General features: G+C 72.6%; 14 protein-coding genes, 1 tRNA gene and 1 pseudogene. 9 read left to right on the forward strand and 7 right to left on the reverse strand.

Annotated elements, in window-relative coordinates:
- Window positions 1–92 precede the first annotated feature (92 nt).
- From ACFWN1_RS25400 to ACFWN1_RS25410, 3 genes and pseudogenes are all read left to right on the forward strand, one after another.
- Window positions 93–374 (forward strand): annotated as a pseudogene (locus ACFWN1_RS25400) (DUF1524 domain-containing protein); the annotation flags it as partial.
- Between the two features lie 174 nt (window positions 375–548).
- Window positions 549–1,001: a DoxX family protein gene (locus tag ACFWN1_RS25405; protein WP_384366282.1), complete on the forward strand. Its 453-nt coding sequence runs from the start codon at window positions 549–551 to the stop codon at window positions 999–1,001.
- 212 nt (window positions 1,002–1,213) lie between these two features.
- The gene (locus ACFWN1_RS25410) at window positions 1,214–1,831 is read left to right on the forward strand and encodes a DedA family protein (RefSeq protein WP_384366285.1); all 618 of its coding nucleotides are present in this window, start codon (window positions 1,214–1,216) and stop codon (window positions 1,829–1,831) included.
- Window positions 1,832–1,974: 143 nt separating this feature from the next.
- Here ACFWN1_RS25410 and ACFWN1_RS25415 read toward each other — a convergent pair whose 3' ends face one another.
- Both ACFWN1_RS25415 and ACFWN1_RS25420 read right to left on the reverse strand, forming a co-directional pair.
- Window positions 1,975–2,304, reverse strand: a complete 330-nt coding sequence (locus ACFWN1_RS25415; RefSeq protein WP_384366288.1) for a hypothetical protein — start codon at window positions 2,302–2,304, stop codon at window positions 1,975–1,977.
- Between the two features lie 69 nt (window positions 2,305–2,373).
- Window positions 2,374–3,282: a ketopantoate reductase family protein gene (locus tag ACFWN1_RS25420; protein ID WP_384366290.1), complete on the reverse strand. Its 909-nt coding sequence runs from the start codon at window positions 3,280–3,282 to the stop codon at window positions 2,374–2,376.
- 93 nt (window positions 3,283–3,375) lie between these two features.
- Here ACFWN1_RS25420 and ACFWN1_RS25425 point away from each other — a divergent pair, with 93 nt between their 5' ends.
- Both ACFWN1_RS25425 and ACFWN1_RS25430 read left to right on the forward strand, forming a co-directional pair.
- Window positions 3,376–3,612 (forward strand): DUF2277 domain-containing protein, encoded by a 237-nt coding sequence (locus tag ACFWN1_RS25425; protein WP_384366293.1) that lies wholly within the window; start codon window positions 3,376–3,378, stop codon window positions 3,610–3,612.
- Between the two features lie 91 nt (window positions 3,613–3,703).
- Complete coding sequence (locus ACFWN1_RS25430) at window positions 3,704–4,372, forward strand: HAD family hydrolase (RefSeq protein WP_384366296.1); 669 nt, start codon at window positions 3,704–3,706, stop codon at window positions 4,370–4,372.
- A 255-nt stretch (window positions 4,373–4,627) separates the two neighbouring features.
- Here the strand turns inward: ACFWN1_RS25430 and ACFWN1_RS25435 are convergent.
- Window positions 4,628–4,699: transfer RNA gene (locus ACFWN1_RS25435), tRNA-Val, on the reverse strand.
- A 170-nt stretch (window positions 4,700–4,869) separates the two neighbouring features.
- On the opposite strand from ACFWN1_RS25435, the gene ACFWN1_RS25440 reads away from it, so the two are divergent.
- From ACFWN1_RS25440 to ACFWN1_RS25450, 3 genes are all read left to right on the forward strand, one after another.
- Window positions 4,870–6,249, forward strand: a complete 1,380-nt coding sequence (locus tag ACFWN1_RS25440; RefSeq protein WP_384366299.1) for a hypothetical protein — start codon at window positions 4,870–4,872, stop codon at window positions 6,247–6,249.
- Between the two features lie 95 nt (window positions 6,250–6,344).
- Window positions 6,345–6,929 (forward strand): DUF4383 domain-containing protein, encoded by a 585-nt coding sequence (locus tag ACFWN1_RS25445; protein WP_384366302.1) that lies wholly within the window; start codon window positions 6,345–6,347, stop codon window positions 6,927–6,929.
- A 38-nt stretch (window positions 6,930–6,967) separates the two neighbouring features.
- Window positions 6,968–7,177 (forward strand): zinc ribbon domain-containing protein, encoded by a 210-nt coding sequence (locus ACFWN1_RS25450; protein WP_384366305.1) that lies wholly within the window; start codon window positions 6,968–6,970, stop codon window positions 7,175–7,177.
- Window positions 7,178–7,324: 147 nt separating this feature from the next.
- Here ACFWN1_RS25450 and ACFWN1_RS25455 read toward each other — a convergent pair whose 3' ends face one another.
- From ACFWN1_RS25455 to ACFWN1_RS25465, 3 genes are all read right to left on the reverse strand, one after another.
- Complete coding sequence (locus ACFWN1_RS25455; protein ID WP_384366308.1) at window positions 7,325–8,158, reverse strand: HAD family hydrolase; 834 nt, start codon at window positions 8,156–8,158, stop codon at window positions 7,325–7,327.
- Window positions 8,158–10,620 (reverse strand): phosphoribosyltransferase, encoded by a 2,463-nt coding sequence (locus ACFWN1_RS25460; protein WP_384366311.1) that lies wholly within the window; start codon window positions 10,618–10,620, stop codon window positions 8,158–8,160. Before ACFWN1_RS25460 ends, ACFWN1_RS25455 begins: the two co-directional genes overlap by 1 nt.
- A 116-nt stretch (window positions 10,621–10,736) precedes the next feature.
- The gene (locus ACFWN1_RS25465; protein ID WP_384366314.1) at window positions 10,737–11,912 is read right to left on the reverse strand and encodes an HpcH/HpaI aldolase/citrate lyase family protein; all 1,176 of its coding nucleotides are present in this window, start codon (window positions 11,910–11,912) and stop codon (window positions 10,737–10,739) included.
- A 174-nt stretch (window positions 11,913–12,086) separates the two neighbouring features.
- Between ACFWN1_RS25465 and ACFWN1_RS25470 the strand changes: the two genes are divergently transcribed.
- Complete coding sequence (locus ACFWN1_RS25470; protein ID WP_384366317.1) at window positions 12,087–12,947, forward strand: TerD family protein; 861 nt, start codon at window positions 12,087–12,089, stop codon at window positions 12,945–12,947.
- Here the strand turns inward: ACFWN1_RS25470 and ACFWN1_RS25475 are convergent.
- Window positions 12,944–13,684: a Tellurium resistance gene (locus ACFWN1_RS25475; protein ID WP_384366320.1), complete on the reverse strand. Its 741-nt coding sequence runs from the start codon at window positions 13,682–13,684 to the stop codon at window positions 12,944–12,946. The genes ACFWN1_RS25470 and ACFWN1_RS25475 overlap by 4 nt on opposite strands.
- Window positions 13,685–13,693 lie beyond the last annotated feature (9 nt).

Here is a 13,693-nt window from a genome sequence, read left to right on the forward strand (position 1 = left end):
GCTGCACCGGATAACGCACCGCTCACAGGAAAGACACGGTCCAGCACGCCACGTAACAGATGCCAGCGGCACCACAAGCAAGGTACGGATACCACCTGGTCCCGCTGGCCGAGGCGTGGGACTCCGGCGCCAGCAGGTGGACGACCGCGCAGCGGCAGGGCTTCGCCAACGACGTCACCCGGCCGCAGCTCCTCGCGGTCACCGACAACGTCAACCAGGCCAAGGGCGACCAGGACCCGGCCACCTGGATACCGGGCCTCACCTCGTACCGCTGCACGTACGTCCGTGCCTGGGTGCAGGTGAAGTACTACTACGACCTCTCGGTGGACCCGGCGGAGAAGAGCGCGCTGACGAACTACCTGGCGGGCTGCTGACGGCGATCCACCCGTACGGCTCGCTCCGGGCCCCTCAGCCTGAGCGGGCCGTCGTTATTCGGCGATCATGGCCGAATGTTGAACTTGCAAGTAAGAGTGAGGCTTCCCTAACCTGTGGTCTCGTTCGGTACCCGCCGCCCCACATCCGGCCCCGGAAGAGGAGACCTCCCCCACATGTCCACACGCCTCAACGCCGCCCAGCCCTATGCCCTCGGGCTCTTCCGCATCGTCGTCGGCCTGCTGTTCGCCGTGCACGGTGCCGCCTCGCTCTTCGGCGTCCTCGGCGGTGCCATGGGCACCGACGGCGGCACGATCGAGGCGGGCATCTGGCCCGGCTGGTACGCGGCGGTGATCCAGCTCGTCGCGGGCGGCCTGGTCCTGCTGGGCCTCGGCACCCGCGGCGCCGCCCTGATCGCCTCCGGTTCGATGGCGTACGCCTACTTCGACGTGCACCAGCAGGCGGCGTTCTGGCCCATCCAGAACGGCGGCGAGCTGTCCGCCCTGTTCTGCTGGACCTTCTTCCTGCTGATCTTCACGGGGTCGGGGGCGTTCGGGCTGGACCAGGTGGTCGCGTCCCGGCGGGTGACGCCGGCGGAGGAGCGGGAGCGGGAGCCGATAGCGGCCTGACGGCCGGGTGCGTGGAGGGGCGGGACAGCACTTGTCCCGCCCTTCTTCAGGTGGCCGTGCCGGCCTCACCGCGTAGAGCCGGACCACGTTGTCGCCGGCGGCACATCAACCGACGTGGACTTGTGATGATCATTTGGTCCCCCCATGAACCTCCCGCCACCGGCCAGGCGTACGCTGCATGGCTGTAATCGGGGGAACGACGGGGAGTCATCGTGCTGGACAGCGTGGGATCACTGGCGGCCGGTCCATGGATCTACGCCGTGGTGGCCGTCTCGGTCCTGCTCGACGTCTTCCTGCCGGTCCTGCCCAGCGGTGTCCTGGTCGTCGCGGCGGCCACCGCGGCCGCGGCAGGCACCGGCGCGGCGGCGGGTGAGGTCCCGCACGACGTGCCGGACATCCTGGTACTGATCCTGCTGGCGACGACCGCCTCCGTCCTGGGCGACCTGGTCGCGTACCGGCTGGCCTGGCGGGGCGGCGCGCGGCTGGACCGCGCCATCGCCCGCTCCCGGCGGCTGACCAAGGCGCGGGACCGTCTCGGCGAGGCACTGTCCCGTGGCGGCGGCGCGCTGGTCGTCCTCGCCCGCTTCGCCCCGGCCGGCCGCTCGGTCGTCTCCCTCTGCGCGGGCGCCGCGCACCGCCGCGCCCGCGACTTCGTCCCCTGGTCCGCCCTTGCGGGCCTCTCCTGGGCTGCCTACAGCGCCGCCCTCGGCTACTACGGCACCCGCTGGCTGGGCACGGCGTGGCTGGCCGCGGCCGTCTCGGTCGCGGCGCTGTGCGGGGCGGGAGCAGCGGCGGCGTACCTGATGCGACGGCAGCCCGCGGGGTCCTGAGCCGGCGCCGCCCGGGACGAAAGGCTGTCGGGCGCCGGGAGCGTCAGGTGCGGCAGCAGACCGGCGGAAGCGATTCGCGGACCTGCCGATGCATCACAGCGGCGCGTATTCGAACAGCGGACGGAGCCACATCTCGGCTCGGGCTACTTCTCCTCGGGGGTGTGCTTCAGCTCCGCGCGGGCCTGCACCCGGTCCGGGGCCGCCACCTCGGTCCAGTAGCGGTGCCCGGTGATGAAGACGGCCAGTTCGTGCTCGCGGCGGCGGAGTTTCTCCACCTCGGCCTGCTGGTCGGCGTTCCAGCCGGGGGACGCGGGGCGTTCGATCTTGCGCCAGCCGGTGTCGTCGGCGAAGCCGTCCAGCGGCACGACGGACCAGGGCAGCCGCTTGAGCAGGGCCGACAGCTCGGCCCTGATCTGATGCAGCTCCTCCTGCCCGGCGAGCAGGTCACTGGGGAACTCATGGGACGCAGGCACACCGCAATGGTACGCCTGTTCGATTTTCAGTGGCGAGCTTCGCCGGGCAGTTCATTCGAACGAGTGGCCTCAGCCGGCGTCGCCGCCCAGCTCCTCCACCAACCGCGCCGTCACCGGCACCGGCACCCCGTGCCGCTCCGCCGCACGCAGCAACGCCCCGCCGATGGCATCGAGTTCGAGGGCCCGGCCCGCCTCCGCGTCACGCTGCATCGAGGATCTGGTGCCCGCCGGGAACATGTCGTACCGGGCGAGAGGCCGGGCCGCGTCCGCCGGACCGCCGCAGGCGCCGCTGACCGCCGCCGTCTCGGCCACCAGGGCCTCCAGCTCCGCCCGGTGGCGCGTGCGGATCTCACCGACCGGGACGCCGTACCGGGTGGTGAGCAGGGCGATCGGCGCCAGGAAGCTCAGCTTGGCCCACAGGGCGGCCGTCTCGTCGTCCAGCACGCGCGTCGTCACACCCGCCGCGGTGAGTGCCGAGGCGAGGGCGTCGAGGCGGGGCCGTACCGTCGCCGCGCCCGCGAGGTCGATCTCCGTGAAGGGGCTGCCGTGTTCGATCACCACACCCTCGCCGGCCGGGACCCGGGTGGACTCCACACGGATCGTCGCGGGGGCGACCAGCTCGGGCTCGTAGCGAGCACGCAGCTCCGCCGGGTGTTCGACTCCGTTCAGCAGTGGTACCACCAGGGCGTCACCGAGTACGGCGGGCGGTACCCGGGTCAGGGCCGCGTCCAGCGTCGTGTGCTTGACGGCGACCAGGCAGGCGTCCACCGGCTCGCGCAGCTCCGTGTCCGCCTCCACGGCCGCACCGAAGTCCCCGAACTGCCCGCTGCGTACCCGGATTCCGTCGCTCCGCAGGGCGTCCGCCGTGACCTCCCGCGCCAGGCAGATCACCCGGTGCCCGGAACGGGACAGCAGGGCGGCGAGAAGTCCGCCGACCCCGCCGGGGCCCAGTATCGCCACCGTGGGCCTGCTCGTCATGAGGTGTCCTCTCCATCGGTCGGCCCCGAGATCCGGTGGCCGCCTGGGGACGATCATGGCTCACGCGCGGTCCTGGTGGTGGAGACTTGAGACATGTGCCGGAGTATCAAGACGTTGCGGCCGCCGGTGTTGCCCGGTGAGGCCACCGAGGACGACATCCGCGCCGCCGCGCTGCAGTACGTACGCAAGGTCTCGGGCTTCCGGGCCCCCGCCGCGCACAACCGCGAGGCGTTCGACCGCGCCGTGGACGCCGTCGCCCAGGTCACGGCGGAACTGCTGGACACCCTGGAGGTGCGGGGACGCCAGCCGGTTCCGCGCGGGCCGCGGTGAGGCGGTCCGGAGTCGATCTCCCGTACATCGCCTGAATGATCGACGAAAGGCCCCCCGCCGGATCGACGGGGGGGCCTCTGAGGAGACGCCGGTGACGGACTTGGTGCTGTGGGACATCGACCACACGCTGATGGCGACGCGGGGGCTGGGCGGAGAGTTGTGGGCGGAGGCGTTCGAGCAGGTGACGGGGGTGTCGCTGCATGAGCAGGCGTCGGTGACGGGGTCGACGGAGCGGGTGATCCTGCGTGAGACGGCCCGGCTGCACGGTCTCGCCTATGACGAGGACCTGTTCACCCGATTCGCCGACGCGCTCGGTAGCGTGCACGTCCGCCGGGCGGCGGAACTGCGCGAGCGCGGACACGCCCTGCCCGGCGCTGTCTCGGTGCTCGCGGCCCTCGCGGACCGGGACATCCGGCAGTCGGTGGTCACGGGCAACGTCCGGCGGGCCGCCGAGGTGAAGCTGAGTGTGTTCGGTCTCGATACGTACCTGCGCCTGGAGGACGGTGCCTTCGGTGAGGATGGGGAAGAGCGGCCCGAGCTGCTGAGCCTCGCTCTGCAGCGGGCGGGTGTCGCCGGGGCGCAGGCAGTGTTCCTCGGGGACACCCCCGCAGATGTTGCGGGCGGGCGTGATGCCGGCGTGCGGACGGTTGCCGTCGCGAGCGGCAAGACTTCGGCCGCCGAGCTGGCGGACGCGGGCGCCGAGGTGGTGCTGGACGGCCTTGCCGACACTGTCCAGGTGCTCGCCATGCTACAGACATGACGAATCGGCCCCCACCATCCCGCGCGGGGGTGACGGGGGCCGTGATCAGCCCGTGTCATCCTCGGACATGTGACCCCGGAGATGCGTCGGCAGCGGCTGGACGCCCTTACGGCTCGGTGGCGGCGTGGCGGCGGGTAACGCTGCGGAGCGTCGCGTGAGGGCACCCTGAGGGCCGCCCCACAAATATCCCACAAATGATCCAGGAAAGCCCCCTTGCCTATCATGGCGAGGGGGCTTTCGGCTGGTCAAACAGCGTGGGCGCGGACGGTTTCGAACCGCCGACATCCTGCTTGTAAGGCAGGCGCTCTACCCCTGAGCTACGCACCCGTGGTCCGGGCACGTGGCCCGGACGAGTCGACAGCCTACCCTGCCCCGGGCGGTGTGCCGCAAACGGCGGAAGCGGTGGGAGCCGGGGTGAACTGACCGGGCCGTGTGTTCGTCTTCCACGGGTGGGAGAATGACAGCACCCAGGGCCAACCGCAGCACGGGAGAGGGATGTGACGGCGACACCGGGCACGTCAGCAGCGCGGACCAACCCGCCGCACCCCCCGTCCCCCCTGCGGGACACCCTGACCCTGATGAGCCTCCCCGTGCTCGCCGCCCTCGCGACGGCCTCCGCGTTCGCCGCCGGTGGCACCCGGCGCTGGTTCGGCGGGCGGGCCGACAGCCAGCGGGCCGAGGCGCAGGCGGCGAAGGACGCCGCGGCGGCCGCGTTCTACGAACTCGACACCGCCCAGCGGGACCTGCGCATCTCCGTCGAGACCATCTCCGCGGTCGACGACTCCCCCGACGCCCGCCGTGCCGTCGCCGGCTTCGAGGCGCTCGGCCAGCGTATAGACGAGGCCAGCCAGACCTACATCCAGGCCGTCGACGCCCAGGATCTCGACCACGACGATCTCGACGCCGCCACCGCGAACCACGCCCGTGCCGAGCTGAGCGCCGCCAAGGACGAGCTGGTCCGGGTCAAGGGGGAGCTGGACCGGTTCGGCGCCTCCCTCGGCCCCCTGCTCGGTTCCGCCGAGACCCGGCTGGCCCGGCTCGCCCCCGCCGTGGAACGCGCCCGGCAGGCCCTGCTCGGCGCGAGCAACGCCCTGGACGCCGTACGCGGGAGCGACCTCCGCGCCGACGACCTCGCCGCCCGCCTCGCCGCCCTCTCCCCCGAGCTGACCCGGCTGAACCAGGGCGCCGGACAGCACGGGGTGACGGCCACGCTGGAGCGTGCCGAGCGGGTGCAGCGGGAGGCCGGGGCGATCCGGGCCGAGGCCGAGCGGCTCCCCGAGCGCGCCGCCGAGATCGACCGGCGCCTGGTCAGTCTGCACACCCGCGCCCAGGCCCTGACCACCCGCAGCGGCCAGGTCGAGCCGGTGCTGAGCGAGCTGCGGCGCCGGTTCGCGGCCGCCTGCTGGCAGGATCTCCAGCACGTGCCCGAGCAGGCCGCCGAGAACGTCCGCCAGGCCGAGCACAAGCTCAGTGAGGCCCGGGTCGCGCGGGAGGCCCAGCGCTGGCCGGACGCCACCTCGCTGCTGTCGACCGTACGGGCCCTGCTGAACACCACCGACGAGGCGGTGTCGGCCGCGGGTGACCGGCTGACCAGGCTGAACGCCGTCCAGAAGGACCCGCGCCAGGAGATCGAGCGGACCCGGTTCGCGCTCCGTGACGCCCAGCGGCTCGCCATGACGGGCCGTACCGCGCCCGACCCCCGGCACGCCCGCCCGCTGGACGACGCGGTGGCCCGGCTGGACCGGGCGGTCGCCGGTCTGGACAGCGGACGGCACCCCGACTACTGGCACTTCCTCACCGAGACCGAGGCCGTGCGGAGCACGGTGGCGCGGGTGGTCGCGCAGATCCGCGACGAGCGCGGCGGCCCAGGTCAGTGACCTCGTACGGCCCAGCCCCTGTTGCCGGTGCGTGCGGCGCTGGCGAGTATTGAGGGGTACGGAACGGCCTCCGCACGCGCCCCTGAGGAGGCGACATGGCCGCACAGGCAGTGCACTCGCGCGACAAGCAGTCCACCCGGCGCCGCACCGTGTTCAACGAGCATCTGCCGCTCGACCACAAGCTGAACATCGTCTACCGCATAGGCGCGGGTCTGATCGGACTCTTTCTGCTCGTCTTCGGCATCCTCGGCGTGGTCGGCCACATCGGGGCCTTCAACGTCGGCAGCGACACCGTGGCGGGCCTGAACACCAACGGCGCGCTGAGCGTGCTCTCCATCTGCGTCGGCGTGATCCTGCTGGCGGGGATGGTGATCGGCGGCAACTTCGCCTCGACCCTGAACATGGCCTTCGGCCTGCTGTTCATCCTGAGCGGCTTCCTGAACCTGGGTCTGCTGGACACCGAGAACAACTTCCTGGCCTTCAAGATCCAGAACGTGTTCTTCACCTTCGTCGTCGGCCTGCTGCTGATGACCTTCGGCATGTACGGCCGGGTCGGCTCGTCCCTCCCGCACGACAACCCCTACTGGCGCTCCCGGCACCCCGAGGCCCAGCGTGAACGGCCCGCCCTCACCACGCCGGACAAGCGCGCCGTCGCCGGGCCGGACACGAAGGCCGAGTGACACCCCCGCTCGCCGGGTCCGGCGGCTAACCTGTGCGCATGCCTCGCTACGAGTACCGCTGCCGGACCTGCGGCGACACCTTCGAACTCAGCCGCCCGATGGCGGAGTCCGCCGCGCCCGCCGCCTGCCCCGAGGGCCATGGCGACACGGTCAAGCTGCTGTCGGCGGTGGCCGTGGGCGGCTCCTCCGCCGCCCCGGCCCCCTCGGGCGGAGGCGGCGGCTGCTGCAGAGGCGGCTGCTGCGGCTGACCCCGACGCGGGCGGGGCACCGCCATATAGCCCGCCCGCGAGTGCGCCACCGCCATGAGCCGCGCCCGCGAGTGCGGCACCGCCCCATGCCGCGCCGCCACAGGCCGTACCGCTACACCGGCAGTCGCGCCGGTGCCACCCGTACCGCTACGCCGGCAGTCGCGCCGGTGCCACCGCGCCCCGCGCCACCCGCAGGAACTCGCGGGTGATCCGCTCCCCCGCCAGCACCCCCCGCTCGGCCACCGCGCCGACCGCCGGCGTGCTCCACCCGCTGTCGGCCAGCTCGCCGTGCCCCGGGCGCCAGCCGCGGTCGGCGGCCAGCAGCAGGTCGGCGTCCAGGTGCGAGTCACCGGCCGCGAGCGTCAGCTCCGCGCCGGTCCGCCGGGCCACCTCGCGCACCGCCGCGCCCTTGGTGAGCGGCCGCGGAACGGCGTAGATCTTGCGGCCCTGGAGCGACACCGTCCAGCCCCGCTCCCCGGCCCATTCCGCCAGCTCGCCCACCCACTCCTCGGGCAGCAGCTCCCGTTCGACCACGAGGTAGGCGAACAGGTCCTCCGCCACCCGCTGCTTGCGCAGCCAGACCGGGTCGGTGGCCCGGCGCAGATGGTCGGTGATCTCCGCGAGCGGCGCGCACTCACCCGTCAGCCGGGCCTGTACCGAGGCGTGCCAGTCCTGGTCGGTGACCCCGTCGACCAGCAGGTGACCGCCGTTGGCGCAGATCGCGTACCGGGAGGGCGGGCCCGGCAGGTTGATCCGCTCGTACTGGGCGCGGGTCCGGGTGGTCGTCGGCACGAACACCGCCGCGTCGGCCAGCTCGGTCAGCAGCGCGGCCGCCGTCTCCGTCATGAAGGACAGCGGACGGGCCTCGTGCACCTCCACGCAGAGCAGCCGGGGTGCCCGCCGGTCGGGCATGGTGAGCGCGAGGGCGCCCGCCGAGTAGATCAGGGTGCGGTCGAGGTCGCTGGCCACCAGTACCGTCATCAGACGCTCACCGCCCGGCCGTCGGCGCCGGTGGCACCCCGGGTGTACTTGGGGTGGATCAGCCCGACGCAGGTGTACGGCAGGTCGTCGGTCTCCTCCACAGGCACCCCGCGCTGCTCGGCGAGCAGCCGCACATGGTCGAGGTCGGCGCCCGCGCCCGCCTTGGCGAGGATCTTCCAGGGCACCCGGCGCAGCAGCACCCGGGTGGTCTCGCCGACACCGGGCTTGACCAGGTTCACGTCGTGGATGCCGTACTCCTCGCTGATCCGCTCCACGGCCCGCCAGCCCTCCCAGGTGGGGGTGCGGTCCTCGGCGAGCAGCTCCTTGACGGCCGCGTCCACCTCGTCCCGGACCGTCGGGAAGCGGGCGGAGACGGCGTCGAGGAAGGCCACCGAGACGTCGGCGGCGGCGAGTTCGCGGTAGAACTTCGCGCCGTGGAAGTCGTCCGGGCCGACCAGGTCGGCGCGCAGCACGGTCCGCGATATCAGGCCGGACACCGTGGAGTTGAGGCAGGCGGAGGGTATGAGGAAGTCTTCGCGGGTGCCGTAGGTGCGCACGCAGGAGCCGGGGTCGGCGAGTACGGCGATCTCCGGGTCGAAGCCGGTGACGCCCTCGGCGCGCTCGAACTCCTCGATGGCGGCGGCCAGTTCGCGGGTGATGGCACCCTTGCCGGTCCAGCCGTCCACGAAGACGACATCGCGCGGGTCGTGATGCGCGGCCAGCCAGCGCAGCGCGTTGGCGTCGATGCCCCGGCCCCGGACGATCGAGACGGCGTAGTGCGGGAGTTCGAACCCGTACCGCTGCTCCGCCCAGCGGCGCATGAGCACGCCGACCGGTGTTCCGGCGCGGGCGAGCGAGACCAGGACCGGGGTGCCGCCACGCTCGGTGAGGACGGTCTCGGTGACGACGCCGACCGCGCGGGCGATCCGGTCGGCGGAGGTGTCCAGGGCGGCGTGGAACAGCGCCTGGTAGCGCTCGCTGGGCTGGTACTCCACCGGCAGCGACTCCGCGTAGTGCGCGCCGCCGTGCTGCACGGCCTCCTCGCGCTCCTCGGTCGGCGCCTCCAGGCTGACCGCGGAGAGGTCCTGGAGCAGCCAGCCGACCTCGTCGGGGGCGTACGAGGAGAAGGCGGGGCCGCGGAGGGGCTCGGGCAGCATGGCCGGCCTTTCGGGACGGTGGGTCGGGCGGGGCTCGTGGGCGGGCACGACCGCGAGCAGGAGGTGCGGGGCGTGCGCCGCGAGGCGGGCGAGCAGGCCGTCCGGGGCGTGCAGGGCGGGGGTGTCGGCGGCGGAGTCGACGACGGCGACCACGGTGTCGAAGCCCGCGCCCGCCACGTTGTACGCGTACCGCTCGCCGGGGCCGTCCGCCGGGTCGTCGTGGGCCGGGAAGGCGAGGCGGGTGCGTATCGCGTAGCCGGGGTCGTCCACAGCGAGGACGGGTGAGCGGGTGGTGGTGGAGTAGCGCACCTCGGCCGGGACGGTCCGCTCCAGCTCGGCCGCGAGCCGCAGCGGGGCGTACATCAGCTCCTCGAAGCCGAGCACCAGCACCCGGCGGGAGCCGGCGGGCAGCGCGCCGGCGATCCGGGCGGCCATGCCGGGCAGCGCGGCCTCCAGCCGGGCGCGGTGGTCCGGGGTGAAGCCGTGCCGCCCGCCGTCCGGCAGCCCGGCCGGCCAGCCCAGCTCGACCCGGCTCACCTCGCCGCCCGGCACGGAGTCGGGCGCGGAATCGTGCGCGGCGTCGGCCCGCTCGTGCTCCGCGACCAGCGCCTGCCCCTTCTCCAGCACGCCTTCGGGCAGCCGTACGGTCCCGGAGGCGGCCGCGACCAGGTCGACGCGGGCGCCGATCTCCTCGGCGAACCGGTCCAGCCGGGCGGCGTCCCCCGCGGAGCGCATGTCGACCAGGGCGACCACCACATAGCGGCGCCGTGGGTGGCGGGCGTGCAGCTCGCGGATGGTGTTGAGGACGGTGTTGCCGGTGGAGAACTCGTCGTCCACCAGCACCAGCGGGCCGTCCCCGGCCAGCAGCGCCGGGTCCTCCGGGAGCAGCAGGTGGGAGGTGGCGTGCGAGTGGGACTCCTCGAAGCCGCCGGCCGGGGTGACCCCGGCGACCGGACGGCGGGTGGAGTGCAGGTACGGGGCGAGGGCCAGGCCGTCCGCGACCGAGTGGCCGAGGCCGGTGGCGGTCTCCGCGTACCCGAGGACGACGGCACGAGCCGCTTCCGCGTCCCCGAGCAGGGCGCGGACCCGGTGGCCGAGCCGGAGCCCGTGGCCGTGGACCACGGCGGGCGACTGCGGGACGTGCTTGCCGAGCACCTGGGAGACCAGCAGATGGGCCCGCCTGGGGTTGCGGCGCAGCGCCATCCCCAGCAGGTCGGTCAGGTGCGCGTCGCCCTCCAGTTCGACACCGAGCCGCTGTGCGACCCAGGTGCCGGACCAGACGCCGTCGTTCACTGCGTTCTTCATGCGTTCCTTGCGGGTTCGGGGGGACTCAGAGGGGACATCGTGGGGGCATCGGGGGGACATCGCGGGGACTTGCCGGGGGACGGAGAAAGGCGGCGAAGTGCGGCGGTGCGTACGGCTCAGCCGGTCATACCGGCGGCCAGCAGGTCCACGAAGCCGATGTCCTCGTTGGCCACGCCGAAGACCTCCGCGCGCAGCAGGGTCCGCTCGGCCCAGGCACGGTGCGGCTTCACTTCGTTCATCTTGTTCGTGTACGCGGACCTGAGGACGCCGCCGCCGTCGCTGGCCGGCCGGAGGATGTCCGCCGCGTCGCTGAACTCCTCGTGGCTGACCACGGACAGCGCGTGTACGGGCAGGACGTGGGAGGGATGGATGCAGGTCTTGCCGAGCAGACCGTTGGCCTGGTCCAGGGAGATCTCCCGCAGCAGGCCGTCCATGGCGTGTTCGATCAGCTTCTCGCGCAGTTCGACGGCGCGCACCTCCAGGAAGGGGCTCGCCCGCAGCTGGGGCTTGAAGACCCGCTCGGGGACCCGGAAGTACTCCCACACGGGCCCGGTCACCGTGAAGCCGCTGCCGTCGGCCCGGCCTAGCCGGTTGACCACGTCGGCGATGACGGAGGCCACGGTCAGGACGTCGTAGGCGGTCATGTCGGGGGCGCGGCGCAGCCCGTAGGCGGAGCAGAAGTCGGTGACTCCGAGGCGCAGGGCAAGGACCCGGTCGCGGTACTTGCCGACCGCGCGGGCGATGCCCTCCAGGGTCTCCACGCGGGACTCGCGGTACAGCAGCTCGGGCGATTCCAGCACCGGCATGGCGAAGAGCCTCCGGCCGCTCGCGGTCTCGGCCGCGCTGAGCGCTTCCAGGAAGGGGACGCCGCGTTCCTCGGTGAATTTGGGCAGCACGAATCCGGACAGCAGCCGGACGCTGGGGCCGAGGCGCCGGACCAGGTCGGTGATCTGCCCGGGTGTGCGCACCCGGACGAAGAGCAGGGGCGGCTCGGCGCCGGTCCGGGCGGTCAGCGCGTCCAGCTCGGCGAACTGCCGGACCAGGTTCTCCTCACCGGCCGGCACGTCCTGGTCCGCGATGGAGTCCTCCAGGCACAGGACCATCGAGACGACGCCGTTCCCGGTCTGCTTGACGATGTCGGCGGCGAGCCGGGGCCGGGTGGCCGGGCTGTACAGGGTGGCTCCGAGGGCCGTGGAGAGAAGCCTGGCCGGGGAGTCGGCGGTGAAGGCGCACGGCTCCTGGTGGAAGAGACGCTTCCGCACTTCGGGGGCGATGTGCCCGAAATGACGCATGGGACTCCCTCAAGGCGTGCCGAGTCTGGGATTTCCGTAAAGGGTGGCCGGTAATAGTACGTAGAGACGGATGTCCGGGGTTCCCGGCCGGTATGAACTTCCGGTTACCCGCCCGTGTCGGACAGAACACCCCCCGCATTGTCGTGGCCAGGACCGAGAAGGCAGGATGACCGCATGACGCACGCGATGCTGAAGGGGTCCAACGTCCCGCTGGACGCCACCACGGTACGGGCCGTGCTGCGCTGGACACCGGGACAGGACGTCCCGGAGGTGGACGCCTCCGCTCTGCTGCTGGGCCCCGGCGGCCGGGTGCGCTCCGACGAGGACTTCGTCTTCTACAACCAGCCCCGCCACCCCTCCGGCACGGTGTGGGGGCTCGGCAGGAAGCCGGTCACCGAGGGCCTGACCGACACCATCCAGGTGGACCTGGCCGGAGTCGAGCCCGGGGTGCACCGCATCCTGCTGGTGGCCTCCGCCGACGACGTCCCCTTCGACCGCGTTCCGGCGCTGTGCGTGCTGCTGTACGACGCCTCCGCGGCCGGCGCCGAGGCGCTGGCCCGGTTCGAGGTGAGGCCGGAGACCGGCGCCGAGACGGCGCTGATCTGCGGCGAGCTGTACCGGCGCGGGGACGCATGGAAGTTCCGCGCGCTGGGTGAGGGCTACTCCAACGGTCTGGAGGGGCTGGCCACGGACTTCGGCATCTCGGTGGACGAGGCGGAGGCGGTGGCCGAGGAGCCGCGCCGCCAGGAGTCCCTGTCGGTGCCGCTGCCCCCGGAGCAGCCCGTGCCGCTGCCGCCGCTCCCGGCCCAGCCGCCGGCCTACGGCTACCCGCAGCCCGTCCCCGCCCAGCCGCCCGCGTACGGCTATCCGCAGCCCGCCTCCGCGAGCCGGGCCACCTACGGCTATCCCCAGCCCGCCTCGACCCAGGCACCGCCCGCCTACGGCTACCCTCCACCCCAGCCGGCGCCCGCCTCGGCCCCGCTGGACCCGGACTTCCGGCTGCCGCCGCAGGGGCCGCAGTTCCTCGGCCGCTAGGCCGTGTCCGCCTTCGACTTGTACCCCCGCCCCCAGGTCAGTCCCCAGCCGTAGAGCCGGTCCAGCTCGCCCTGGAAGCCGTAGACGAACTTCACCTCGCGGCGCACGACCAGTTCGCCCTTGACGTTCTCTATCAGCACCACGGCGCACGAGCGGGCCTGCGGATGGCGTTCGTCGAGGCCGATCTCGATGCGCGGGCCGTTGCTCGGGTAGAGCGTGACCACGGCGTGGGTACGGTCGAAGGCCGGGGTCTGGTCGTAGATGTACACGAAGACCAGCAGGCGTTTGATGGCGTCCCGGTGGTCCAGGTTCACGTACATCGTCTCGCCCGACGCCGAGCCGAAGCGGTCGTCGCCGCTGAGCTTGACGTACGGCGGGGCGTTGACATCGCCGAGGTAGCCGCCGAGGGGCTGGACGACGCCCTTGGTGCCGTCGGCCAGCTCGTACAGGCAGCCGAGGTCCAGGTCGACATTGACCATGCTCTGGCCGTGTCCCTGCACTTCCGGTGGTCGCAGCGCCTTGAAGGGATGCCGGAACAGGCTGTCGCGCTGGAGGCCGCCGAAGTCGGAGGTCCGCATGCGCCAGGTCAGGTTGACCCGCAGGTTTCCGGTGGCCGCGCCCTGCTTGGTGAGGGACACCTGCTGGTGCCGCTTGGTCAGTTCGATCGCGTTGGACCCCGAGCTGCCCGAGTCGAAGTCGGCGGTGCGGCCGCCCAGCAGCCCGTCGAGAAATCCCATGTGTGCCCC

Origin of the sequence: Streptomyces sp. NPDC058459 (assembly GCF_042721685.1) — a bacterium.
GTDB lineage: Bacteria > Actinomycetota > Actinomycetes > Streptomycetales > Streptomycetaceae > Streptomyces.

What these genes read in the sequence shown, in the direction of transcription:
- ACFWN1_RS25460 (WP_384366311.1), bottom strand. Translation starts at nt 10,620, where the DNA reads ATGAAGAACGCAGTGAACGACGGCGTCTGGTCCGGCACCTGGGTCGCA.
- ACFWN1_RS25450 (WP_384366305.1), top strand. Translation starts at nt 6,968, where the DNA reads ATGCCTCGCTACGAGTACCGCTGCCGGACCTGCGGCGACACCTTCGAA.
- ACFWN1_RS25475 (WP_384366320.1), bottom strand. Translation starts at nt 13,684, where the DNA reads ATGGGATTTCTCGACGGGCTGCTGGGCGGCCGCACCGCCGACTTCGAC.
- ACFWN1_RS25470 (WP_384366317.1), top strand. Translation starts at nt 12,087, where the DNA reads ATGACGCACGCGATGCTGAAGGGGTCCAACGTCCCGCTGGACGCCACC.
- ACFWN1_RS25425 (WP_384366293.1), top strand. Translation starts at nt 3,376, where the DNA reads ATGTGCCGGAGTATCAAGACGTTGCGGCCGCCGGTGTTGCCCGGTGAG.
- ACFWN1_RS25445 (WP_384366302.1), top strand. Translation starts at nt 6,345, where the DNA reads ATGGCCGCACAGGCAGTGCACTCGCGCGACAAGCAGTCCACCCGGCGC.
- ACFWN1_RS25465 (WP_384366314.1), bottom strand. Translation starts at nt 11,912, where the DNA reads ATGCGTCATTTCGGGCACATCGCCCCCGAAGTGCGGAAGCGTCTCTTC.
- ACFWN1_RS25420 (WP_384366290.1), bottom strand. Translation starts at nt 3,282, where the DNA reads ATGACGAGCAGGCCCACGGTGGCGATACTGGGCCCCGGCGGGGTCGGC.
- ACFWN1_RS25405 (WP_384366282.1), top strand. Translation starts at nt 549, where the DNA reads ATGTCCACACGCCTCAACGCCGCCCAGCCCTATGCCCTCGGGCTCTTC.
- ACFWN1_RS25455 (WP_384366308.1), bottom strand. Translation starts at nt 8,158, where the DNA reads ATGACGGTACTGGTGGCCAGCGACCTCGACCGCACCCTGATCTACTCG.